The following is a 24399-nucleotide window of genomic DNA, read 5'->3' on the forward strand; positions in this document are numbered from 1 at the left end:
GTCCCCGCGCTGTGAGCACCTCTCACTCGTCCTTTTTCACACGTCAATTAGTCACTGACTGACCAGGAGACATTCATGGCGAACTACACCACCGCTGACATCAAGGCGCTGCGCGAGAAGACCGGCGCCGGCATGCTCGACGTCAAGAAGGCCCTCGACGAGGCCAACGGCGACGCCGAGAAGGCCATCGAGATCATTCGCGTCAAGGGCCTCAAGGGCATCGCTAAGCGCGAGGGCCGCGCCGCCTCCGCCGGCCTCATCGCCGCCAAGGTCGTCGACTCCGGCAACGGCCAGGTCGGCGTCCTCGTCGAGATCAACGCCGAGACCGACTTCGTGGCCAAGAACCAGAAGTTCCTCGACTACGCTGAGCAGGTCCTCACCGCCGCCCTGGACTCCGGCGCCACCGACGCCGATGCCCTGGCCGAGGTCGAGGTCGACGGCTCCACCGTCAAGGAGCTCACCGACGGCATGCAGGCCGTCATCGGCGAGAAGATTGTCGTGCGCCGCGTTGGCCGCCTCGAGGCCGACAAGATCGAGCTCTACCTGCACCGCACCAACCCCGACCTGCCCGCCCAGGTCGGCGTCCTGGTGGGCACCGACGCCAAGGCCGCCGAGGTGGCTCACGACGTCGCCATGCACATCGCCGCCTACTCCCCGGCCTACGCCACCCGCGAGGACATCCCGGCCGAGGTCGTGGACAAGGAGCGCGCCATCGCCGAGGAGACCACCCGCGCCGAGGGCAAGCCCGAGAAGGCCATCCCCAAGATCGTCGAGGGCCGCCTCAACGGCTTCTTCAAGGAGAACGTCCTGGTCGACCAGGCCTTCGCCAAGGATCCCAAGACCACGGTCGGCAAGGTCGTCGAGGTCACCGGCGGCGAGCTGACCGGCTTCGTGCGCTTCCGCGTCGGCGCCTGATCCGCTCACCGTTCGGGGTGGGGGCGCGGGCATCATGCTCGCGCCCCCACCCCGTCTTGTTCCTCTCTCACTCATCTTCCCCTCTCACTCACCGACACCTCTCACCGCCGGCTCCCCAGGGCGGCTCTCGTGTACGTCTCATGAGTGGTCCTCGTCCCACGGCGTGTCTGGCCATTCGGGTTGACCCTCATCGTGGCCCGGCGCCCGCCCGGGACGGGGTAGGCTGTGCCAAGCCTGCCCACCGAACCCAGGAGACATAGCGCAATGAGTCAGGAACCGGCTCGTGACGACCGCGTTGCCCACGGCACGCACCCCAGACGTGTTCTACTCAAGCTCTCCGGTGAGGTCTTCGGTGGCGGATCGATAGGTCTGGACTCCGACGTCGTCTCCGACGCCGCCCGCCAGATCGCCGAGGCCGTGCGCGCCGGAGTCCAGGTCTCCGTCGTCGTCGGAGGCGGGAACTTCTTCCGCGGCGCCGAGCTCTCCTCACGTGGCATGGACCGTGCCCGCGCCGACTACATGGGCATGCTGGGAACCGTCATGAACGCCCTGGCCCTTCAGGACTTCATCGAGAAGGCGGGGGTGCCCGCCCGCGTCCAGACCGCCATCGCCATGGGACAGGTCGCCGAGTCCTACATCCCCCTGCGGGCCATCCGCCACATGGAGAAGAACCGCGTCGTCGTCTTCGGCGCCGGTGCCGGCCTGCCCTACTTCTCCACGGACACCGTCTCGGCCCAGCGCGCCCTGGAGACCCACTGCGACGAGCTGCTCGTGGGCAAGAACGGGGTTGACGGCGTCTACACCGCCGATCCCCGCAAGAACCCTGAGGCCCGGCGCCTGGACCAGCTCACCTACGAGCGCGCCCTGGCCGACGGCCTCCAGGTGGTCGACGCCTCCGCCTTCGCCCTGTGCCGCGACAACGGCCTGACCATGCGGGTCTTCGGCATGGGGGAGCCCGGAAACATCACCCGAGCCCTGCTGGGTGAGAGAATCGGGACACTCGTCAGCTGCGACTGACCCGGCTGCGGGCTCCGGCGGGCCGCCGACGGCCCCCTTCGAGCCCCGTGACCGCCCCGGCGCAGACGGCCAGCACACCCTCCCAACCCGCAGCCATCCCCACGATGGCCGACCACTACCTGACGAACCCACGACCGCCCAGTAGCCCAGTAAAGGAAGCACCATGATCGACGACGTCATGCTCGAGGCCGAGGACAAGATGGACAAGGCCCTCCAGGCAGCCAAGAGCGAGCTGGCCACCATCCGCACCGGCCGCGCCAACCCCTCGATGTTCAATGGGATCGTCGTGGACTACTACGGCGCCCCCACCCCGCTCCAGCAGCTCGCCTCCCTGACGATCCCCGAGGCCCGCACCGTCCTGGTCAGCCCCTTCGACCGCTCCGCCATGAAGGACATCGTCACTGCCATCCGCGAGTCCGACCTCGGCGTCAACCCCACCGATGACGGCACCGTCATCCGCGTCACCCTGCCGGCACTGACTGAGGAGCGCCGCAAGGACTACGTCAAGCTCGCCCGCTCCCGAGCCGAGGACTCCCGCGTCCAGGTGCGCGGTATTCGCGGCAAGGCCAAGAAGGAGCTCGAGGCCATCAAGAAGGACGGCGAGGCCGGTGAGGACGACGTCAAGCGCGCCGAGCACGAGCTCGACGGCCTCACCAAGCGCTTCGTCGAGCAGATCGACGCCGCCCTGAGCGCCAAGGAGGCCGAGCTGCTCGAGGTCTGAGCCGCCTCGCCCCGGGATCGACCGCGTCTGCGCCCGACCTCCCGCCCCTGTCCCGTCAACCCCTGTGAGCCCCGTGTCGCCTCTGCTGAACCCGCGCCCCACGCGCAACCACGACCCCCTGCCCGCCACCGGGCGGGCGGGACGCAACCTGCCCGCCGCCATCGGGGTGGCGGTCGTGCTCATCGCCGTGGTCCTGGGCTCCCTGGCCTTCTACAAGGTCATCTTCGTGGGCGTCGTCGTGCTGGCCGTCTGCGGGGCGCTGTGGGAGCTGGCGGCGGCCTTCGCCCGCAAGCGCATCCGCCTGCCCCTGGCGCCGCTGTGGCTGGGGACCCTGGGAATCTCCGTGTGCGCCTGGGAGGTGGGGGCGGAGACGGCCTTCGGGGCCTACGTCGCCACCGTCGGCGCCTGCGTCCTGTGGAGCTTCATGGACCAGGCCGAGGCGGAGGTCGGCACCGTCCTGGAGCAGGCCGGCCACGACATCCCCCGCACCGAGGCCCACGACGAGGTCCGCCGCTCGCGCTCCAGCGCCGCGGCCGCCTCGGTCTTCGCCGCCACCTACCTGCCCTTCCTGGCCGGTTTCGCCGTCCTGCTCCTGGTGCAGGAGCACGGCGTGGGGAAAGTCATGATGCTCATCGCCCTGGCGGCCGCCAACGACACCGGCGGGTGGATGGCCGGCATCACCTTCGGCCGTCACCCCCTGGCGCCCTCGGTCTCACCCAAGAAGTCCTGGGAGGGGCTCATGGGCTCCCTCATCGCAGCTCTCGCCACCGGTGCCGGCTGCGTCTGGGCCATCGGCGGCCCCTGGTGGGCTGGAGCCGCACTGGGCGCCTGCACCGTGGTCGTCTCCACCCTGGGCGACCTGGGGGAGTCCCTGCTCAAGCGGGACCTGGGACTCAAGGACATGGGCACGCTCCTGCCCGGACACGGCGGAATCATGGACCGGCTCGACTCGATCCTCGTGGCCGCCCCACTTGTCTACGCCTTCACCCTCCTGGTGAAATAGGGACGGCATGCCGCACCCACCCCTATCGATCAGCCCGGCCCTCCCCAGCCCCGGGACACGAGGAGCACGAGCGTGAGTCCATCGCGAGCACAGCAGCGCCCCCGGCGCCCGCAGCCCGTCAGCATCACCGGACGGCCGAGTGACGGCCGGGTCCAGGTCATGCCCACCGACCAGCCCCCGGAGGGCGCCACCAGCCCCGACGCCAAGCCGCGCCTGTCCTTCGCGGTGCCCGCCGCGCGCGGCAAGGCCCCCCGCCACCTGGCCGACCTCGACCTGGCTGGGCGCAAGGCCGCCTGCAAGGACTCGGGCCTGCCCTCCTTCCGGGCCGACCAGCTCTCACGCCACTACTTCACGCACTTCACCCGTGACAGCGCGGACATGACCGACCTGCCCGCCGCCCAGCGCGAGCAGCTGTGCGCCGAGCTGCTGCCCGAGCTCATCACCCCGGTGCGCGCCCTGCGCGCCGACGGCGGACGCACCATCAAGCACCTGTGGGAGCTGCACGACGGCGTGCGCGTCGAGAGCGTCCTCATGCGCTACAAGGAGCGCACCACCCTGTGCGTCTCCTCCCAGGCCGGCTGCGGCATGGCCTGCCCCTTCTGCGCCACCGGTCAGATGGGCCTGACCCGCAACCTGTCCACCGGGGAGATCGTGGAGCAGGTGCGCCACGCCGCCCAGGCCTCGGCCGCCGGGGAGCTGACCGGGGGACCGGCCCGCCTGTCCAACGTGGTCTTCATGGGCATGGGCGAGCCGATGGTCAACTACAAGAACGTCGTCGGCGCCCTCCACCGGCTCATTGACCCGGCCCCGGAGGGCTTCGGCCTGTCGGCCCGCGGCATCACCGTCTCCACCGTGGGACTCGTCCCCCTCATCCGCCGGCTCGCCGGCGAGGGGCTGCCGGTGACCCTGGCAGTCTCCCTGCACGCCCCCGACGACGAGCTGCGCGACGAGCTCATCCCTGTCAACTCCAAGTGGAAGGTCGGCGAGCTGCTCGACGCCGCCCACGACTACTTCCTGGCCACCGGCCGGCGCGTGTCCATCGAGTACGCGCTCATCAAGGACATGAACGACCACGCCTGGCGCGCCCAGCTGCTCGCTGACGAGCTCAACCGCAGGGACACCGGATGGGCTCATGTCAACCCCATCCCGCTCAACCCGACCCCGGGATCCATCTGGACCTGCTCGGAGGTTGCGGTTCAGGATATGTTCGTCAACACGCTCCGGCGTGCCGGAATTACCACGACAGTGCGAGACACTCGAGGCAGCGACATCGACGGTGCCTGTGGTCAGCTCGCGACCGAGGTACTCAACCAGGAGAGGGCCAAGACGACATGAGCGACATGTTCCCCAAGGCAGCGCTCCTGCGACCGGGCTACCGCCCCGAGCAGGTGGACCGCTACTTCGAGACGGCTCACGAGATCTACGACGCCGGTGAACTCGACGAGATGGACTCCGAGGGCGTGCGCACCGTCGCCTTCGACGTCGTCCTGCGCGGCTACCAGCCCCAGGCCGTGGACGCGGCCCTCGACCGGCTAGAGGCCGCCTTCCTCCAGCGCCGGCGCGCGGCCTTCGTGGCCAAGAATGGTCGCCAGGCCTGGATGGATCAGGTCACCCAGCTCGCCACCACCCTCTACCCGCGTCTGCTGCGACCGGCCGGCGAGCGCTTCGCCCCGGCCTCCGGGCAGGGGTATGACAAGACCGACGTCGACGCCCTCATGGACCGCATCGCCGGCTACTTCGACTCCGACACCACCCTGACCTCCAGCGAGGTGCGTGGAGCGGTCTTCCGCCGGGCTCGGGGGAACAAGGCCTACGGGGAGCCCAGCGTCGACCGTTACCTGGCGCGCGTCGTCGAGGTCCTCCTGTCCGTCGAGTGAGTCGAGCCCGTCCTGAGGAAACCTGCCACCCCATGACCAGCCACGCACCAGTGCCCTCCTATCTCCCACAACGACTGGTCCTCCTGGGATCCACCGGGTCGATCGGCACCCAGACCCTCGAGGTCCTCTCCCGCCTGGGGGAGCACGCCCCGCGAGTGGTCGCCCTGGCCGCCGGTGGATCGCGCCTGGAGCTCCTGGCCCGCCAGGCCATCACCTGGGAGGTCCCCGTCCTGGCCGTCACCGGCAGGGGAGAGGACGGGGACCTCTCCGACCGCCTGCGCCAGGCCCTGAGAGCCGCAGCCGCCCAGGCAGGCCGCCCCGACCCGGTCACCACCATCCTCACCGGCCCCGACGCCGCCACCACGGCGGTCCAGGCCGCCGAGCTCGGGGCCTGCGACACGGTCGTCAACGGGATCACCGGCTCGGTGGGCCTACTGCCCACGCTGGCCGCCCTGGCCAGCGGAGCCCGCCTGGCCCTGGCAAACAAGGAGTCCCTCGTCGTCGGGGGCGCCCTGGTCCGCCAGGCGCTCGCCCGACCCGGCCAGATCGTCCCCGTGGACTCCGAGCACTCCGCCATCGCCCAGGCCCTGGCCAGCGGCCGCCACGAGAAGGGACTAACCAGTCCCGTCCTCAGCGGACGCAGCGAGGTGCGGCGGCTGGTCCTGACCGCCTCCGGCGGCCCCTTCCGCGGGCGCAGCCGCGCCGAGCTCACCGGGATCAGTGCCGCCGCCGCCCTCAAGCACCCCACCTGGGACATGGGGCCGGTGGTGACCATCAACTCCTCGACCCTCATCAACAAGGGGCTCGAGCTCATCGAGGCCCACCTCCTGTTCGACGTGGCCCCCGAGCGGATCGACGTCGTCGTCCACCCCCAGTCCGTCATCCACTCCATGGTGGAGTTCACCGACGGCGCCACCATCGCCCAGGCCTCCCCACCCGACATGCGCCTGCCCATCGCCCTGGGGCTGACCTGGCCCGAGCGCCCCGACCTGTCGGGGCTGGTGACTCCCAACGACTGGCGCGAACCGGTCAGCTGGACCTTCGAGCCGCTGGACAGTGCCGCCTTCCCCGCCGTCGACCTGGCCCGCAGCGCCGTGGCGGCCTCGGACACCCACCCGGCCGTCCTCAACGCGGCCAACGAGCAGGCCGTCGCCGCCTTCCTCGCCGGCGGCCTGGAGTGGCTGGACATCGTCGAGATCGATGCGGCCGTCGTCGGCGAGCACGAGGGCCTGACCGGCCCGGGCCTCGACGACGTCCTGGCCGTGGAGACCTGGGCACGCGCCCGCGCCGACGAGCTCATCGCGGCACAAAACGGAGGAACGCACTCGTGAGCACCACCCTGGCCTACATCCTGGGCATCGTCATCCTCGTCATCGGGATCGGTGTCTCCGTGGCCCTTCACGAGCTCGGGCACATGATCCCCGCCAAGAAGTTCGGCGTGAAGGTCCCCGAGTACTTCATTGGCTTCGGCCCCAAGATCTGGTCGTTCAAGCGCGGAGAGACCGAGTACGGCGTCAAGGCCATCTGGCTGGGCGGCTACGTCAAGCTCGTCGGCATGCTGCCGCCCGCCAGGCCCGGCAGGCCGGACCGCCGGCGCAAGGACGGAAGCCTGGGCATGGTGGGCGAGGCGCGCGCCGAGGCCCTGGAGGAGATCCGGCCCGGGGAGGAGCATCGGGCCTTCTACCACCTCAGCGTCCCCAAGAAGCTCGTCGTCATGGCCGGGGGAATCCTCACCAACCTGGTCCTGGGGATCGTGCTGCTGGCCGTGGCCGTCGGCGTGGTCGGGATCCCCGGACGCACGACGACGCTGTCGACCGTGACCCCCTGTGTCTCGTCCGACATCGACGCGGGCGCCCCCTGCCAGGACTCCGACCCGGTCGGCCCCGCCAGCGCCGCCGGCATCAAGGTCGGCGACAGGATCGTCTCCTGGGGCGGGGTGAAGGTCTCCACCTGGGAGGAGCTTCAGGCCCGGATCGCCGCCGGCGGTACCAGCCCCACCGAGGTCGTCATCGAGCGCGACGGAGCCGAGCGCACCGTGAGCGTCACCGCGGTCGAGGCCCAGCGCACCGTCCGCGACGCACAGGGCGCCCCGGTCAAGGACGCCTCCGGGGCCGTGCGCACCCAGGCCCGCCCCTATGTCGGCATCTCTCCGTCGCTGGGAACCATCCCCCTGAGCCCCGCCAAGATCCCGGGCATCATCGAGCAGGCCATCGGTGGGACGGTCAAGGCCATCGCCACCCTGCCGGTGGGCCTCTATCACGCCGTCCAGGCGGCGCTGGGCGTTGAGCAGCGCAGCGCCGACAGCGGCGTCGTGGGCCTGGTGGGGATGGGGCGTATGGCCGGCAACGCCACCAGCGGTGGTGTGTCCGGGGGCGGAGCGGTCCCCCTGTCGATGCGGGTGAGCACCATGCTCATGCTGCTGGGCAGCCTCAACCTGGCGCTGTTCGCCTTCAACCTGGTGCCCCTGCTGCCCCTGGACGGCGGGCACGTACTCGGAGCCTGCTGGGAGGGCACCCGGCGCTCGATCGCCAAGGCGCAGGGCAAGCCCGATCCGGGGCCGGTGGACACGGCCAGGATGCTGCCGGTCGGTCAGGTCGTCTTCGGTCTGCTCATCATCATGGCCCTGGTCCTGGTGTGGGTGGATATCGCTGCGCCGCTGTGAGGCCCGCAGGGCCGGGCAGGTCGTGAGCAAATCGGTACCGGCGGGAGCGATGCCACACACCTGAGGTGCGGGGCCCGGCAGGGCGGGTGACATACTGGTCGGGTGACTGAAGCGATCGCTCTTGGCATCCCTACGATGCGTGCCCAGGCCCCGGTCCTGGCGCCGCGCCGACCGACCCGCAAGATCCAGGTCGGCAGCCTCAACGTCGGTGGAGACGCCCCCATCACCGTGCAGTCGATGACCACCACGAAGACCCACGACATCGGCGCCACTCTCCAGCAGATCGCCGAGCTGACGGCCGCGGGCTGCGACATCGTCCGCGTGGCCTGCCCCACCGACAAGGACGCCGAGGCGCTGCCGATCATCGCCAAGCAGTCGCGCATTCCCGTCATCGCGGACATCCACTTCAACCCCAAGTACGTCTTCGCCGCCATCGAGGCGGGCTGCGGCGCGGTGCGCGTCAACCCCGGTAACATCCGCAAGTTCGACGACCAGGTCGCCGGCATCTGTAAAGCCGCCTCCGATGCCGGCGTCTCTCTGCGCATCGGCGTCAACGCCGGTTCCCTGGACAAGCGCCTGCTCAAGAAGTACGGGAAGGCCACCCCCGAGGCGCTCGTGGAGTCGGCCACCTGGGAGGCCGGGCTCTTCGAGGAGAACGACTTCCACGACTTCAAGATCTCCGTCAAGCACCACGACGTCGTCACCATGGTGCAGGCCTACCGGCTCTTGTCGGAGGCCGGTCAGTGGCCCCTGCACCTGGGCGTGACCGAGGCCGGTCCCGCCTTCCAGGGCACCATCAAGTCCTGCGCCGCCTTCGGCACCCTGCTCGCCGAGGGCATCGGCGACACCATCCGGGTCTCCCTGTCCGCACCCCCGGTCGAGGAGGTCAAGGTGGGCACCAAGCTGCTGGAGTTCATGGGACTGCGCGAGCGCCAGCTCGAGATCGTCTCCTGCCCCTCCTGCGGCCGGGCCCAGGTGGACGTGTGGACCCTGGCGGAGGAGGTCGAGGCCGGGCTCAAGAACATCACCGCTCCGTTGCGCGTGGCCGTCATGGGCTGCGTCGTCAACGGCCCCGGCGAGGCCCGCGAGGCGGACCTGGGCTGCGCCTCGGGCAACGGCAAGGGGCAGATCTTCGTGCGCGGACAGGTCGTGGAGACCGTCCCGGAGGACCAGGTCGTCGAGACCCTCCTCAAGCACGCCGAGGCCATGGCCGCTGAGATGGCCGAGGAGTTCGGGCAGGAGGCCCTGGCCGGCACCAGCCCCATGGTCTCGGCAGCCGGCTGAGGACCGGTGAGGGCCGGGCGCCTCCCGCGCCGGCCCGGGCCTGACGGGTATGAGCTTCCTGCGGCACCGCGACACGAGGCGCGCTCAGCGTCACGCCGACCGCCTGACACCGGTCCCCTCCGATCAGGTGTCAGGAGTCATGTCGCTGTGCGCCCTGGAACCGGTCTGCGCCGTGAGCCTGGTCCAGCAGATGCAGCGCTGGACGCGCTGGGGGCGTGGCGACGTCGTCGCCCTGGGCGGACTGGCACAGCCCGTCGCCGCGGCCTGGTCGGTCGGCTCCCTCATGCCCTTCGGTCTGGCCGGACGCCCCGAACACGGTCTGCGAGCGGCGGACGCCGGCGAGATCCGGGCGCTGGCCGAGCACTGCCGACCCCGCCTGTCCAGGCACGGTTCCGTCTGCGGGCCGGCCCAGGACGTCGCGGCGGTCTGGGGCACGCTCAACGAGCAGGGAGTGCGTGCCCGCCAGGAGCGCTGGAAGCAGCCGGTCCTGGCCGCACCTCGCGCGGCTGCAGGGCTGGGCGGCGCGCACCGGCCCCGTCACCCGTCCCTGTCCTGGGTGGGACAGGCGGTGCGTCGGGCGCATCCGAACGAGACGGAGATGGTCCTTCCGGCCTCGGTGGACATGTTCATCGGAGAGCTCGGATACGACCCCACGACCGACGGTCCCGGATACCGGCGCCACGTCGGCTGGCTCGTTGAGCAGGGGCGCAGCTACGTCGTCCTCGACGACGGCGCCGGAGGGCCGGTCCAACCCGGATCGCCTCGGGCGGTGGCCTTCAAGGCCGACGTCGGGGCCCTGTGGCACTCCCCGGCAGGCGGCGTCGCCCAGCTGACCGGCGTGTGGACCCGCCCCGACCTGCGTGGGCGGGGAGTCGGGGCGGCTGCCCTGGCCGGTGTGGTGGACGCCGTGCGCCGGGACCATGTCGGGGCCGACGGCGTCGTGAGCCTCTACGTCAACGACTACAACGCCCCCGCCATGGCGCTCTACCGCTCTCTGGGCTTCGAGCAGGTGGGCCTGTTCGCCACCGTGCTGCTGTGAGCGTTCCACTGACGTGCGGCGCGCTCATCGCCCGGGTCGTGAGGGCTCGACGGCGTCGCACGCGTCAGTGAGGTGGGAGGCGCACGGCGCTCTGCGTTGGGGCCAGGGCACCATACCCCGTAGGATCACCCCCGTGCTGCACAGACTCTCCACCTCCTTCATCCGAACCCTGCGCGAGGACCCGGCCGACGCCGAGGTCGCCAGCCACCGCCTGCTCGTACGCGCCTGCTACATCCGCCGGGCCGCCCCCGGGGTGTACACCTGGTTGCCGCTGGGTCTGCGGACGCTGCGCAAGATCGAGGACATCGTGCGCCAGGAGATGGACGCCATGGGCGGCCAGGAGGTCCACTTCCCGGCTCTCCTTCCGGCCGAGCCCTACCAGGCCACCGGGCGCTGGGACGACTACGGCCCCACCCTGTTCAAGCTCCGCGACCGCAAGGACGGGGACTACCTGCTGGCCCCCACCCACGAGGAGATGTTCACCCTCGCGGTCAAGGACCTCTACTCCTCCTACAAGGACCTGCCGGCCGTGGTCTACCAGATCCAGACCAAGTACCGTGACGAGGCCCGCCCCCGCGCCGGCATCATCCGCGGCCGCGAGTTCGTCATGAAGGACTCCTACTCCTTCGACATCGACGACGCCGGCCTGGCTGCCGCCTACCAGGCCCACCGGGACACCTACGAGCGGATCTTCACCCGCCTGGGCCTGGACTACGTCATCGTCAACGCCATGGCCGGCGCCATGGGCGGATCCCACTCCGAGGAGTTCCTCCACCCCTGCGAGATCGGTGAGGACACCTTCGTGCGCTCCTCAAGCGGCTACGCGGCCAACGCCGAGGCCGTCACCACCGTGGCCCCCGAGCCCGTGGACGCCTCCGGGGTCGGCCCGGCGCGCGTCGTGGACACCCCCGACACCCCCACCATCGACTCCCTGGTCGAGCTGTGCAACCGGGCCTACCCGCGCTCCGATGGGCGGGCCTGGACGGCCGCCGACACCCTCAAGAACGTCGTCGTCACCCTCATCCACCCCGGCGGCGAGCGTGAGCTGCTGGTCGTCGGTGTGCCCGGGGACCGCGACGTCGACATGAAGCGCCTGGAGGCCGCCGTCGCCCCCGCCGAGGTCGAGATGGCCGGCGACACCGACTTCGAGACCCACCCCGAGCTCGTGCGTGGCTACATCGGCCCCACCGCCATCGGTCCCAACTCCCCGCTGCGGCGCGTGGAGAAGCTCGAGGACGGCACCGAGGTCCTCACCGGCTCCGTGCGCTACCTCGTCGACCCCCGGATCGTGGAGGGAACCAGCTGGGTCACCGGCGCCAACACCGACAAGAAGCACGTCCTGGACCTGGTCATGGGCCGCGACTTCACCGCCGACGGCACCATCGAGGCCGCCGAGGTCCGTGAGGGCGACCCCGCCCCCGACGGCTCCGGCCCCCTCCACCTGGCCCGCGGCATCGAGATCGGCCACATCTTCGAGCTGGGACGCAAGTACTCCCAGGCCCTGGGGCTGACCGTCCTGGACGAGAACGGCAAGGCCCGCGTGGTCACCATGGGCTCCTACGGCATCGGCGTCAGCCGCGTCATGGCCGCCCTGGCCGAGGCCAACCACGACGACAAGGGGCTGACCTGGCCCGTCCAGATCGCCCCCTTCCACGTGCAGGTCCTGGCCACCGGCAAGGACCAGGCCGTCTTCGACGTCGCCGAGCAGATCGCCTCGTCCCTGGACGCCGACGGCGTCGAGGTCCTCTACGACGACCGCCGCAAGGTCTCCGCCGGTGTGAAGTTCGCCGACGCCGAGCTCCTCGGCCTGCCCTACACGCTCGTCGTCGGCCGGGACCTGGCCAAGGAGGGGACCGTGGAGATCCGCGATCGCCGCACCGGCGAGCGCCGCTCCGTGCCCGCCGACGCCGCAGCGGCCGAGCTCAGCGCCACCGTCCGCGCCGCCCTGGAGGCCGCTGAGAGCCTGTGACAGGCGGCGCCGGTACCGGCCGCGGGGCGAACGCCTTGGACTCGGCTGGCCCCTCCTGGCTCCTGTACCGGGTCCCGAGGCACCGCCTCAACGCCGGCTCTGGCCCGGTCCTCTTCCTCGGGGCAGGTTACTGCACGAGGGTAGGGGGGTGTACTGACCAAGGGTTGTGCGTACTGCACGAGCCCCCACACCTCATGGAGTACCCCGCCCCTGCCCAGCAGTCCCCGACCCTCGTGCAGAGTGCATGCCAGGCACCGCCAAAATAATCGAGCCCGTCCCTGCCAACAGGGCGAGCAACGACTCTCACGGCCGGGAATCCTGCTCCACCGGTGTCTTGAGATGCCATGACGTCCGGAGTTCTCAGAAGTCATGAGACAACACAGCGTGGTTGACTCTCAGGCAGTGAGAGCTGAACCTCGTGGACTAGTTACCTTGTTGGTGGTCCCGGGCGGACTCCGGTTTGGACCGGGCCGACGGAATCGGCCCAAATTGCCGCCTCGACGCCGACTCATCCTCGGAACCCGCCCCTACGCCCGCCGGTCCCGGGGAGAGGCCGCCAGGCCGAGCACGATCACGACCGCCCCCGCGGCCAGGGCGCAGGCTCTTCCGGGGGAGCCGAGTGGGGCTCCCAGCAGGGCGCCGACGATGCAGGTCCCGACGCTGGTGCCGAGTTGGCGCGCGGAGGTCATGACGGCCCCGATGCGGCCGGGCGGGGCGTCGGCGGCCGACGCCGTCGTCAGGGTCGCCGCCGTGCTCGCCGACACCGCGGCGACGCCGAAGACGACTGTCGCGGCGCATGCGGCCGCGGGCCCCGTGGAGCGGGTCGCGCCGATCACGATGAAGCCCAAACCCGCGGCGCAGGGCGAGAGCGTCATGATCGGCCCGAGGGAGCGGCCCGACTCGCACAGGCGCTGGACGGCGGGTGCGCACAGCAGCGCCGCTGCGCCCTGGAGCCAGAACGGCAGGCCCGCCAGCCACGGGTGCGCCGCCCGCAGGGAGTCGAGCCGGACCGCCACGAGGAGCACCTCCGCGGCCTGCCACCCGCCGAATGCGGTCATGAGCACCAGCCCCGCCCTGGCCGTCGTGGCGGCGGTCATGGAGGGCGGGATGACCGGGCGCGTCCGGCCGGCGTCGGCGCGCAGGACCGCCAGCAGGAGGGGCGAGGCCGCCGCCAGCGCCGCGAGGGGCGTCCACCAGCTCCTGGCGAGCAGGGCCGCCTCGGCCGCGGCGAGCAGGACGGTCACCGCTGCGCTCAGGAGCACGGGAGGGCGTCCGTCCGCCCCCGCCGACCGCCGTCCCCCGCCCGTTCTCCCCCGTCCCAGCGGGACGGTCCCGATCAGGAGGGCGAGCGCGATGACGGCGGGGCCGGTGAATCCCGCCCTCCACCCCGCCGCCGCGATCAGCGGCGTTCCCAGGCCGACCCCCAGCGCGAGGCCGATCGCCCCCACGGCGGCGAACCAGCCCAGGGCGCGCCGCGCCCGTCGCGGGGGCAGGTCGATCAGGAGCGCCAGGGTCGCGGGGGCGGCCAGCGCCGCGCACGCCCCCTGAAGGGCCCGCAGGGCGATGACCGGCCCGACGGCGCCGACCATGGTGACCGCCCCGCCGCTGAGCGCGAAGGCGCCCAGTGCCCACCTCAGCGCGCGCAGGGCCCCGAAGCGGTCGGCGCACCAGCCCCCGAGCAGCAGGAGCCCCCCGAAGGCCAGCGCGTAGACGCCCTGCGCGAGGGAGACCCGTCCGACCCCGGTGTGCAGTTGGCGGGACATGACCGGGGTCGCCGAGGTGATCACGGTGGTGTCCAGGACCAGGAGGAGCTGGACTCCGACGAGGACGGCCGTCGTCCCCGGCGGCCCGCCCCGCCTCGAGCCGCCGCGGCCCCCTGCCGGTCCCATGTCCGAGTGCGTCATGGCCGCAGTCTCGCGAACCCATTGAGATCAGGCAAACAGCGGCTTTGACAGCCACCGATCAGTTCTTCTAATCTCGCGCACGTGGAGCTCAGACACCTCGCCTGCTTCCTGGCGATCCTCGACACGGGCTCCTTCACCCGGGCAGCCCGGCGCGTCCACCTCACCCAGTCGGGCCTCAGCCAGCAGGTTCGGTCCCTCGAGCGCGAGCTCGGCACGGCCCTGTTCACCCGCCGACCGGTGCGTCCGACGCCGTCGGCCCTCGCCCTGGAGCCCCACGCCCGCGCCGCCCTAGCCGCCGTCGACGAGGCCGGGCGCGCGGTCGCGGCGACGACCGGCGCGCACCTGGAGCTGCGGGTGGGGGCCATCGCCTCGCTCACCGCGGTCGACCTGTGCGACCTGCTGGAGCGGGTGCGCCTCGCCCACCCCAACCTGTCGGTCTCGATCGTTCAGGAGGCCACCGATGAGATGGTCCGGGACGTGCGCGACGGCCGCCTCGACCTCGCGATCGTCGACACCGCGCGCCCCTCCAGCCGCGACCTGGAGTCCCTGGTGGTCTGCGAGGAGTCCTTCAGCCTCGTGGGGCCGGCGCTGCCGTCCGGGCCGGTCGCGCCGGCCGACCTCGACGGGCGCGCATGGGTCGCGCTGCGCCGCGGGACCCGGCTCCGCGAGGTCTTCGACCGCCTCATGGAGGACCACCACCTGGTTCCCGCGGTCATCGGGCAGGTCGGCGACATCCGGCTGCTGGGCAGACTGAGCGCGGCGGGCTTCGGCAACGCCGTCCTGCCCGCGCCGATGACCCGCCGCCAGCGGGCCGCGCCCATTCCCGCGGCCGTTCTGGCGCCGCGCACCGTGCGGGCCGTGTACGCCCCGCGTCACCGCAACCCCGCGCTGGCGACCTGCCTGACGATCCTGCACGATGGCGCGGGTTCCGCCGGGTGAGTGCCGTGATCCGGTCTCGTCGGCTGGGGTCCCCGGATCCGGCGGTGACACATTCCATTGCCCAGTCCCCGCCCGCGTCGGTCGGAGCGAGGCTCGGGTGCGATGAGCCAGTCCAAAGTCTGCGGCGAGACCGTTTCTGATGAGCAGACGGCCCGACGTCGCCCCGTTCCCGTTCGGGAGCCGTCGGGGAAGGCTTCCGTGGCGCCCGCTCAGGTCAACAGACCCTGCTTGGTCAGTCGGTCCTTCGTGATCGTGGCCGAGTCGAGCTGCTTGCCAGTGGAGTGCTTGTTTGAGTGTGCGCAGTTCGTCGGCCGTGAGCCCAGCCTGGACGGGCTTCGCATCGAGACTGTCCGAAAAACCCCCAGCAGTCCAGACACACCACATAGGGGCACCCTCATTGCCCCGGTTGACCGGCGGACTGGCCGAGCACCCTCAAAAGATGGAAGGGTCAGGATGCCGCTGGGCCGGAGGCCCCAACGATCCGGTGCTGCAGGTGTGACGCGTTGCCGCCACATGCGAGACGACGAGTCCTACGGGGATCTCCATCGGAGCGGGGCGGGCTTTCTCACCTCGGGGCCGTGTCTGCCTGGATGTCGGCCAGGCGCTCCTCGGTCTCCTGCTGCTCAACCGCGTGCTCGTGGGCCGGGTTGAAGACGTTGTCGATGGGACCCAGGAGGGCGCCCCGGGGGTCGCGCTTGCGGCGCCGCCAGTAGATCCAGCCACGGCGCTCCATCCACAAGAAGAGCTGGTCCACGGCCGCCAGGGCGGCGATGGCGGCCACGGCCGTCACGACAAGACGCATGTCAGGCGGCGTAGCCGGGCAGGGAGGAGAAGTCCGCGCCCCAGGCGGTGGCGCGGCGGGCAGCGTCGACCGCACCGGTGACGGCCGCTTCCCGGGCCGGGCTGGAGGCCTTGGCAGAACCGGCCTCCTGCACCTCTGAGGACACGATGGCGGACCACACCTGCCGGGCCCAGAGCACCTGGGTACTCACACTGGGGTCGGTGGACTCACTCGGGGCGGCGTAGGCGCTCAGCCGCTTGTCCTCGGAGCCCGCGGCCACCGCGGCGTTGACGACGGAGGTGGCGGCCTTGGCATCAGCGACCGCCCGAGTGCGCTGGGAGTCGTCGCTGCGCGCCGCAAGCTCCTCCATGGCGTAGCGGGCCTCGTCATAGGAGGTCAGCAGACCGGAGCTGATCTTGGAGCCCTGCGCCACCTCCACCCGTGACTTATCCGCCGAGCTCGGCGGCTGGAAGAGATCATGCTGGAGACTCCAGGCCACCGTCAGCGAGGTGAAGAGCCGGGCATCCTGCTCCGAGGCGGCGGCGATCGCCGCCCGGCGGGCCAGCGTCGATCCATCGGCCAGGGCCGTGGCCAGATCCTGGGCGGAGGCGCCCGCCGAGGCCGACGGCACCGGAGCAACCGTGGGGTAGATGGAGGGCACCTGTGTGGGCCAGGGCTGCCATACCCCGCCCAGGGTCTCGAGCTGGGCGTCAGCCGTCTGCTTGACCCCCTCGGCCAGGGTCACCGTCGTGGCATCCCCGCCGCCGGCCTGCGCGACCACACCGGCGGTGGAGGAGATGAGCGCGGCCTGCCGGGCCAGGCCGTCACGGGCGGTCTCCGCCGCCGAGGCCGATGGCAGGGACGCCGGGGAGCCCTTCCCCAGACGCAGTCCGCAACCGCTCACCGCCACGGTCAGAGCCGTTCCCACCGCGAGCACCGCGGTGCGACGCGTCAAGCCGTGGCCCGCCGCGTCGGCGTCGCCACTGGTACGGGGCCTGGCGCCGAGCCGGTCACTGTAGGCCGGCTGAGAGCCGTTCGACTGGGCGGGCAGGGGAGGGCGGCGAGTGTTCACCGGGGAATCCTCCCACAGACGGCGGGTAGCATGATCCCGACCTCGACCACCTCGACCATGTTGACCACGTCGCCCGGGCCTTCGCCTCGGGCCAGTACGGGAGGAAGAACGACCATGGCAGCCCCTGATCAGCGCAAGGATCCGCGCCAGCGCGCTGACGCTCTGGCCCGCAGTCTCACCGATCTGCTCCTTCCCGTTGTCAACGATGCCGGGCTTCATCTTGAGAGCGTGGAGACCACCCGGGCGGGAAAGTACTCGGTCGTGCGCGTCTTCGTGGACCTGGTCGATGGTCCCGGAGACCTCGATCTCGACGCCCTGGGGCCCGTGACCGCGGCCGTCTCCCAGGCCCTCGACGAGGCCGACCCCGTCAAGGGTCAGTACACCCTCGAGGTCTCCACCCCCGGCGCCGAGCGGGAGCTGAGCACCCTGCGTCACTTCCGGCGTGCCGTTGGTCATAGTGCCCGGGTGCGCACGGCCGACGGTGAGCTCACCGGCCTCGTCACCGCGGCCGATGAGGACGACGGCGCCAGTGAGCACAACGGCGGCATGGTCGGGATCGAGGTCGACGGCGTCGAGCGCCGCATCGCGCTGGGGGACATCATCGAGGCCCGGATGGTGGTGGCCGGGCTCTAGAGCCGGGCAACAGGCCGAAGATCCATAGGATACTCCCCACGGGTAGTGACCGGGAATAATGTATGTCCTGATAACTGATAGGTTGACGGACCTGCCCGGGAAAGACGTGATGGACCATCCGACCCCTCACGGGCTACCGTCAACGGGAACCCAGTGAACACCCGCTCAGCGGACCAGAGAGGACCCAAGGACCCATGGACATCAATATGCCGGAGCTGCGAGGCGCTGCCGACGAGCTCGGTATTGACCTGGACAACCTGCTGCCCGCTATCGAGGACGCCATCCTGGGGGCCTACTCCAAGGTGCCCGGGGCCATCCGCGGCGCCCACGTCGAGATCGACCGTCGCACCGGGCACATGAGCGTCCTGGCCCCGGAGGTCGACGAGGACGACCAGCCCACGGGGGAGTACTTCGATGACACCCCCGATGACTTCGGCCGCATCGCCCAGGCCACGGCCCGCAGCGTTATCGTCCAGCGCATCCAGGACCGCCGCGACTTCGAGGTCCTGGGCGCCTTCAAGGACAAGACCGGCGAGCTGATCTCCGGCACCGTGGAGCAGGGGCGCGACCCCCGCATCGTCTACGTGCGCCTGGACGAGGAGCACGAGGGCATCATGCCTCCCCATGAGCAGGTCCCCGGCGAGCGCTACCGCCACGGCGACCGCGTGCGCGCCTACGTCACCGATGTCTCGCGCGGCACCCGCGGGGCTCAGATCATCCTGTCGCGCACCCACCCCGGTCTGGTTCGCAAGCTCTTCGAGCGTGAGGTTCCCGAGCTCTCCTCGGGTGACGTCGAGATCGTCTCGGTGGCCCGGGAGGCCGGTCACCGCACCAAGATGGCTGTGCGTTCCAAGGTCCGCGGCGTCAACGCCAAGGGCGCCTGCATCGGCCCCATGGGGCAGCGGGTGCGTGCGGTCATGACCGAGCTCGGTGGGGAGAAGATCGACATCGTGGACTACTCGGAGGACCCGGCCCGCTTCATCGCTAACGCCCTGTCCCCGGCCCGCGTGGCTGCCGTGGGCGTCATCGACGCCGAGGAGCACACTGCGCGCGCCATCGTCCCCGACTTCCAGCTCTCCCTGGCCATCGGCAAGGAGGGGCAGAACGCCCGTCTGGCCGCTCGCCTGACCGGGTGGAAGATCGACATCCACGCCGACGCCGAGTCCGGCGAGATCACCCCCGGCCAGGGCTCCCAGTCCGACGACGTGACAGGTCCCTCAGAGCTGGGCGACTGAACCGCCCTGTGGGGCGATGTAGACTTTCCGGCGGACCTTTGCGGGTCCTGCGCCGGGATTCCTCGGCTGCGGTACCCGCGTCAGCGGTTGCAGAGCAGCGGAAGGACGCCGACGGACGGTGGTCACCATCCCCCACGTGCCCGAGCGCACCTGTATCGGCTGTCGACAAAGGGCCCCACGGACGCAGCTGCTGCGTCTCGTCCTGACGCCGAGCGGTGAGCTCGACGTCGACGCCCGGACCGTCAGACCCGGGCGCGGCGCCTGGATCCACCCGGATCCGGCGTGCCTCGACCTCGCTGAGCGACGCCGCGCCGCTCCACGCGCCCTGCGCACCGGCGGACCACTGGATGTGGCCCGGGTACGCGGGTTCCTGGAACGGAGGATGGTCAACGACGGCGAGGTCCCCGCTGCCCGACCGGGTGAGCGGACCATCGATAGCGAAGGCGGGTAGGAAGCCGATGGGCACCCGATGAGTACCCAGCGATGAGCTGCCTCTAGAAGCACCCACCCCTGTCCGGGGTGGGAGACCGGACAGGAGAAAAGTGGCTAAACCACGCGTTCATGAGCTCGCGAAAGAGCTCGACCCCACTGGCAAGAAGGTCACCTCGAAGGTGATCCTGGCCTGGCTCAAGGACCAGGGAGAGTTCGTCAAGGCGGCCTCGTCCGCCGTTGAGCCACCCGTCGCTCGCCGGGTTCGCGAGCACTTCGCCGCCCAGGTGCAGGAGGCGCCGGCGGACACCCAGGCCGACAAGCCGGCCAAGTCGGCCAACACCGACTCTCAGGCCCCCAAGCCTTCCAAGAGCGCCCCCAAGCCGGGAGCCCAAGGCGCCAAGCCTGGACCTGCCGGTGCTGCGGCCCCCGCTCCGAGCCCCGCCGTCAAGCCGGCCGCCCCCAAGCCGGGTGCCGGCACCCCCAAACCAGGTGCTCAGGGCGCCAAGCCGAGTGAGGGCGCCCAGGCCCCGGCCGCCGCCAAGCCGGCGCCCCAGCCGAGAACCGCGGGCGCGGCGCCCAAGGCCCCCAAGCCCGGAGCCAGGGCTGCCAAGCCTGCCTCCGCCTCTGGCGCCCCGACGCCCGGCTCGCGCCGCAGCGCCCCGACCCCGGGGCCTCGCCCCAGTGCGCCGCGCCCCGGCAACAACCCCTTCGCCACCTCCCAGGGCATGCCCCGCCAAGGCGGTCAGGCAGGCCGAGGAGGCCAGCGCTCGGGCCAGTCCCGCTCGGGTGCGCCGCGCCCCGGCAACAACCCCTTCGCCACCTCCCAGGGCATGCCCCGCCCGGGTGGTTCCGGTGGCCCCCGTCCTCAGGGCGGTCCGCGCCCCGGCGGCCCCCGTTCTCAGGGCGGCGCACGGCCTCAGGGAGCCGGTCGCTCCGGTGCTCCGCGTCCGGGCGGTCCGCGTCCCAACCCGGGCATGATGCCCGGCCAGTCCTCCATCGGGCGCCCCGGTGCTCCCGCACGAGGGGGAGCGGGCGGCGGTCGCGGCTCGCGCCCCGGCGGCGGTGGCCGTCCCGGTGGCGGTGGCCGTCCCGGCGGCGGCTTCGGCGGCCCCCGCGGGGGCCGCGGTGGTCGCGGTTCCACCCAGGGCGCCTTCGGGCGCGGTGGCGGCGCCCCGCGGGGACGCAAGTCCAAGCGGGCCAAGCGCCAGGAGTTCGAGCAGCAGAGCGCGCCGTCGATCGGCGGTGTCATCGTCCCGCGCGGTGACGGCTCCACCCCGGTGCGCGTGCGCCAGGGGGCCACGCTCACGGACCTGGCCGAGAAGATCAACGCCAACCCCGCGGCCCTGGTGACCGTCCTGTTCCACCTCGGTGAGATGGCCACGGCCACCCAGTCCCTCGACGAGGACACCTTCGCCCTCCTGGGCGCCGAGCTGGGCTACAACGTCCAGATCGTCTCGCCCGAGGACGAGGACCGCGAGCTCCTGGAGTCCTTCGACATCGACCTCGAGCCCGACGAGGACGACGCCAACCTCGTGCCCCGGCCCCCGGTGGTCACGGTCATGGGTCACGTCGACCACGGTAAGACCAAGCTGCTGGACGCCATCCGCTCCACCGACGTCGTCGCCGATGAGGCCGGGGGCATCACCCAGTCCATCGGCGCCTACCAGGTGCGCGTCAACCTGAACGACGAGGAGCGCCCGATCACCTTCATCGACACCCCCGGTCACGAGGCCTTCACGGCCATGCGTGCCCGCGGTGCCGAGGTGACCGACATCGCCATCCTCGTCGTGGCCGCTGATGACGGCGTCATGCCCCAGACCGTCGAGGCCCTCAACCACGCCCAGGCGGCCAACGTGCCGATCGTCGTGGCGGTCAACAAGATTGACAAGGAGGGCGCCAACCCGGACAAGATCCGTGGCCAGCTCACCGAGTACGGTCTGGTCCCCGAGGAGTACGGCGGCGACACGATGTTCGTGGACATCTCCGCCAAGCAGCGTCTCCACATCGACGAGCTCCTCGAGGCAGTCCTGCTGACCGCGGACGCCGCCCTGGACCTGCGGGCCAACCCGGACACCGAGGCCCGCGGCGTGACCATCGAGGCCAAGCTCGACAAGGGACGCGGCGCCGTGAGCACCATCCTGGTCGAGCGCGGCACGCTGCGGGTCGGCGACCCAATCGTGGCCGGAAGCGCCTACGGGCGTGTGCGCGCCATGTTCAACGAGCACGGGGAGAACCTCACCGAGGCCGGACCCGCACGCCCGGCCCTGGTCCTAGGGCTGACCAACGTGCCCAGCGCCGGCGACTCCTTCATCGTCGCCCCCGACGACCGTACGGCCCGCCAGATCGCCGACAAGCGTGAGGCCGCCGAGCGCGCCGCCATGCTGGCCAAGCGCCGCAAGCGGGTCTCCCTGGAGAACCTCACCGACGTCCTCAAGGAGGGCAAGGTCGACACCCTCAACCTCATCCTCAAGGGCGACAGCTCGGGTGCGGTCGAGGCCCTGGAGGACTCCCTGCTCAAGATCGACGTCGGCGAGGAGGTCGCCCTGCGCGTCATCCACCGCGGCGTGGGTGCCATCACGCAGAACGACGTCAACCTGGCCACGGTGGACTCCGCCGTCATCATCGGCTTCAACGTCCGGCCCGCCGAGCGCGTCTCGGAGATCGCCGACCGCGAGGGCGTCGACATGAAGTTCTACTCGGTCATCTACAACGCGATCGAGGACGTCGAGGCCGCCATGAAGGGCATGCTCAAGCCCGTCTACGAGGAGGTCGAGCTCGGCACCGCCGAGATCCGGCAGATCTTCCGCTCCTCGAAGTTCGGCTCCATCGCCGGCTCCATCGTCCGCTCGGGCATCATCAAGCGGGGCGCCAAGGCCCGCCTGGTGCGCGACGGCGTCGTCATCAACGGCGATCTGTCCATCGAGACGCTGCGCCGTGAGAAGGACGACGTCACCGAGGTCCGTGAGGGCTACGAGTGCGGTATCAACCTGGGCTTCAAGGACCTCGCCGAGGGCGACGTCATCGAGACCTGGGAGATGCGCGAGAAGCCTCGCGACTGAGAACGTCCGCGTTCATCAATGGTGGCCGGTCGCCCCGCACTGGGGTGGCCGGCCACCATCGTCAGTGACGGGCGCGCATCGGACGCCCGCGACAATGCTCGAGCGAGATGAGGCCGTCAGATGCGCGCGTTGACGTCCTGGTACCCGGAGTCCTCGCGGGTTCCGCCCATGCCGTCACCGACCTCGCTGTAGTGACGGATCAACGTCACCGACCGGACCCACTTGATCATCTTGTACCCGTGGCTCGTCTCGCAGCGCAGGCGCAGCGGAGCGCCGAACATGCCCGACAGCGGCTCGTCATTGCGGTCCCAGGCCAGGATCGTGTCATCCTCGAGGGCCATGTCCAGAGGCAGGCACGTGTAGTACGGCTCGACCGGGCGCCCGTCGTGCATGTGCTGGGCCATGCCGAAGGACTCAAACATCACCCATCCGGCCTCGGGATCGATCTGACCGACCTGCTCGAGCAGGTCCCGTACACGGATCCCCGTCCACTTGGCGATCCCCGTCCAGCCCTGCATGCAGGTGTGCATGGTGATCTGGGACTGGCTGGAGATCGCCTTGAGCTCCGTCAGGGAGAAGGACGCCGGGGCTGAGACCATGCCACCCACCTCGAGGCGGAAGTCGGCGAAGTCGTTCGCCGCCAGCTCCTGGTACTCCGGGGACTCCTCCCGTGAGGGGGTGCGGGTGTTGACCCAGTGGAATTTGGAGATGTCCTTCTCCGTCCATGGCTTCTTGACGGCCTGCTGCGAGCTGAAACGGTCCACCGTGAGACGGCGGATCGCCCGCGTGGCGTCCCATAGGATCCGCTGGCTGCGACGGGTGTCTGTCAGTGTCCAGTAGGACATGGCGATCCACAGCGCCACCACGACGATGATCGTCGCGATGACGGTGACGTAGGCCTGACCCACCCGACTCGGGTCGTAGTAGCCGAAGACGATGTGGGTGAGGTTGTGAGGAGCGTGCACGATGAACACCAGGCCCACGTGGACGACGGCGAAGCCCAGGTAGGTGAACATGCCGATCAGGTGCAGGGAGCGGGCGGCCTGGCGGCCACCGAACATCTTGGCGTACCAGGGGAAGCGTCCCACGACGGCGGGGGACATGACTGGTCCCGTCACGATCATCAGCGGAGCGGCGATGAAGACGATGAAGAAGTACCCCAGCTGCTGGAGACTGTCGTAGGGGGTGAAGTCGCACAGGGACGGGGTGCGCAGGTGCACGTAGGTCAGCAGGGAGTCCCAGGCGTCGGGCAGGATCTGCCACGTGGTGGGAACCAGGCGGTGCCACGCCCCGGTGCCCACGAGGAAGGCGACGTAGATGACGCCGTTGAGCAGCCAGAAGCTGGTGGCCACCCCGTGCCAGGCGCGCCCCAGCCCGATCTTTGCCCGGCCGGGCAGGGACAGCAGGGGAGAGAGGTCGCGTTGATCATCCCGGGCGGTGAATGCCCCTTCCTCGAGGGGCACCTTGTCCCTGGTGAACCGGAGCCACTCGGAGCCGGGCTCGCACTGGTCCTTGAAGTAGAAGCGCGGGTGTGAGGCGATGATCTCGATTCCAGAGCGGATGAGAACACCCATGAGGAGGAAGTTGATGAAGTGGGTGACTCGCAGCCACAGGGGGAAGGTCTCAGTGTCGACGCACTGCTGGGCGACGTCGTTGGCGGTCTGTGCGGCTAGGGGCAGAAGGGACATCGTTGTGCCTTACAAACGGGGTGGCTAACTTCTCGTATAACTCATTCTACTGCTGTTTCTCAGATCTATGGAGGGGATGGTGACAAGATGTCGCGATCGGGTGTCGATGTAGCGGGGCTGAAGTTGTATCAACCTTCCTTAAATAGGAAACATGAAAATGATTAAAATG

General features: G+C 70.5%; 20 protein-coding genes. 16 read left to right on the top strand and 4 right to left on the bottom strand.

Annotation, left to right across the window (positions count from 1 at the left end):
- Positions 1–75 precede the first annotated feature (75 nt).
- The 11 genes from tsf to BKH20_RS11020 all read left to right on the top strand — a co-directional run bounded on the left by tsf (position 76) and on the right by BKH20_RS11020 (position 12487).
- Positions 76–915 carry a translation elongation factor Ts gene (gene tsf, locus BKH20_RS10970; protein ID WP_075391094.1) on the top strand — a complete coding sequence of 280 codons (840 nt, stop codon included), beginning with the start codon at positions 76–78 and terminating at the stop codon, positions 913–915.
- Between the two features lie 264 nt (positions 916–1179).
- Positions 1180–1932, top strand: a complete 753-nt coding sequence (gene pyrH, locus BKH20_RS10975) for a UMP kinase (RefSeq protein WP_070662047.1) — start codon at positions 1180–1182, stop codon at positions 1930–1932.
- Between the two features lie 163 nt (positions 1933–2095).
- Positions 2096–2653 carry a ribosome recycling factor gene (frr, locus tag BKH20_RS10980; protein WP_003786400.1) on the top strand — a complete coding sequence of 186 codons (558 nt, stop codon included), beginning with the start codon at positions 2096–2098 and terminating at the stop codon, positions 2651–2653.
- 73 nt (positions 2654–2726) lie between these two features.
- Positions 2727–3656 carry a phosphatidate cytidylyltransferase gene (locus BKH20_RS10985; protein ID WP_075391095.1) on the top strand — a complete coding sequence of 310 codons (930 nt, stop codon included), beginning with the start codon at positions 2727–2729 and terminating at the stop codon, positions 3654–3656.
- Positions 3657–3728: 72 nt separating this feature from the next.
- A complete protein-coding gene (rlmN, locus tag BKH20_RS10990; RefSeq protein ID WP_075391096.1) occupies positions 3729–4991 on the top strand; it encodes a 23S rRNA (adenine(2503)-C(2))-methyltransferase RlmN in 1263 nt (420 codons plus the stop codon).
- The gene (locus tag BKH20_RS10995) at positions 4988–5533 is read left to right on the top strand and encodes a DivIVA domain-containing protein (RefSeq protein WP_070662056.1); all 546 of its coding nucleotides are present in this window, start codon (positions 4988–4990) and stop codon (positions 5531–5533) included. The genes rlmN and BKH20_RS10995 overlap by 4 nt, the downstream gene beginning before the upstream one ends.
- 32 nt (positions 5534–5565) lie before the next feature.
- On the top strand, positions 5566–6864 hold the full coding sequence (gene dxr, locus BKH20_RS11000) for a 1-deoxy-D-xylulose-5-phosphate reductoisomerase (RefSeq protein ID WP_075391097.1): 1299 nt from the start codon (positions 5566–5568) through the stop codon (positions 6862–6864).
- Positions 6861–8195: a M50 family metallopeptidase gene (locus tag BKH20_RS11005; protein ID WP_075391098.1), complete on the top strand. Its 1335-nt coding sequence runs from the start codon at positions 6861–6863 to the stop codon at positions 8193–8195. Before dxr ends, BKH20_RS11005 begins: the two co-directional genes overlap by 4 nt.
- 102 nt (positions 8196–8297) lie before the next feature.
- Positions 8298–9479, top strand: a complete 1182-nt coding sequence (gene ispG / locus BKH20_RS11010; protein WP_070662065.1) for a flavodoxin-dependent (E)-4-hydroxy-3-methylbut-2-enyl-diphosphate synthase — start codon at positions 8298–8300, stop codon at positions 9477–9479.
- 49 nt (positions 9480–9528) lie between these two features.
- The gene (locus BKH20_RS11015; RefSeq protein WP_081381697.1) at positions 9529–10518 is read left to right on the top strand and encodes a GNAT family N-acetyltransferase; all 990 of its coding nucleotides are present in this window, start codon (positions 9529–9531) and stop codon (positions 10516–10518) included.
- A gap of 133 nt (positions 10519–10651) precedes the next feature.
- Positions 10652–12487 (top strand): proline--tRNA ligase, encoded by a 1836-nt coding sequence (locus tag BKH20_RS11020; RefSeq protein ID WP_075372781.1) that lies wholly within the window; start codon positions 10652–10654, stop codon positions 12485–12487.
- Between the two features lie 527 nt (positions 12488–13014).
- On the opposite strand, the gene BKH20_RS11025 is transcribed toward BKH20_RS11020, so the two are convergent.
- Positions 13015–14391 carry an MFS transporter gene (locus tag BKH20_RS11025; protein ID WP_081381698.1) on the bottom strand — a complete coding sequence of 459 codons (1377 nt, stop codon included), beginning with the start codon at positions 14389–14391 and terminating at the stop codon, positions 13015–13017.
- Positions 14392–14472: 81 nt separating this feature from the next.
- On the opposite strand from BKH20_RS11025, the gene BKH20_RS11030 reads away from it, so the two are divergent.
- Positions 14473–15330, top strand: a complete 858-nt coding sequence (locus BKH20_RS11030; RefSeq protein ID WP_070662077.1) for a LysR family transcriptional regulator — start codon at positions 14473–14475, stop codon at positions 15328–15330.
- Between the two features lie 565 nt (positions 15331–15895).
- On the opposite strand, the gene BKH20_RS11035 is transcribed toward BKH20_RS11030, so the two are convergent.
- Together BKH20_RS11035 and BKH20_RS11040 are read right to left on the bottom strand one after the other, a co-directional pair.
- Positions 15896–16132 (bottom strand): hypothetical protein, encoded by a 237-nt coding sequence (locus BKH20_RS11035; protein WP_070662080.1) that lies wholly within the window; start codon positions 16130–16132, stop codon positions 15896–15898.
- A 1-nt stretch (position 16133) separates the two neighbouring features.
- Entirely contained in the window at positions 16134–17183 is a 1050-nt protein-coding gene (locus tag BKH20_RS11040; protein WP_256693154.1) for a Tat pathway signal protein, read from the bottom strand.
- 114 nt (positions 17184–17297) lie between these two features.
- Here BKH20_RS11040 and rimP point away from each other — a divergent pair, with 114 nt between their 5' ends.
- The 4 genes from rimP to infB all read left to right on the top strand — a co-directional run bounded on the left by rimP (position 17298) and on the right by infB (position 22542).
- Positions 17298–17816: a ribosome maturation factor RimP gene (gene rimP / locus BKH20_RS11045; protein WP_075391099.1), complete on the top strand. Its 519-nt coding sequence runs from the start codon at positions 17298–17300 to the stop codon at positions 17814–17816.
- A 194-nt stretch (positions 17817–18010) separates the two neighbouring features.
- Positions 18011–19051 carry a transcription termination factor NusA gene (gene nusA, locus BKH20_RS11050; protein WP_070662087.1) on the top strand — a complete coding sequence of 347 codons (1041 nt, stop codon included), beginning with the start codon at positions 18011–18013 and terminating at the stop codon, positions 19049–19051.
- A 118-nt stretch (positions 19052–19169) separates the two neighbouring features.
- Positions 19170–19502: a YlxR family protein gene (locus BKH20_RS11055; protein ID WP_075391100.1), complete on the top strand. Its 333-nt coding sequence runs from the start codon at positions 19170–19172 to the stop codon at positions 19500–19502.
- 91 nt (positions 19503–19593) lie between these two features.
- Positions 19594–22542, top strand: coding sequence for a translation initiation factor IF-2 (infB, locus tag BKH20_RS11060; protein ID WP_075391101.1), 2949 nt, complete (start codon positions 19594–19596; stop codon positions 22540–22542).
- Between the two features lie 116 nt (positions 22543–22658).
- Here the strand turns inward: infB and BKH20_RS11065 are convergent, their stop codons facing one another.
- Positions 22659–24230, bottom strand: a complete 1572-nt coding sequence (locus tag BKH20_RS11065) for a molybdopterin-dependent oxidoreductase (RefSeq protein ID WP_070662095.1) — start codon at positions 24228–24230, stop codon at positions 22659–22661.
- Positions 24231–24399: the final 169 nt, after the last annotated feature.

The organism is Actinomyces oris (assembly GCF_001937445.1).
Lineage (GTDB): Bacteria > Actinomycetota > Actinomycetes > Actinomycetales > Actinomycetaceae > Actinomyces > Actinomyces acetigenes.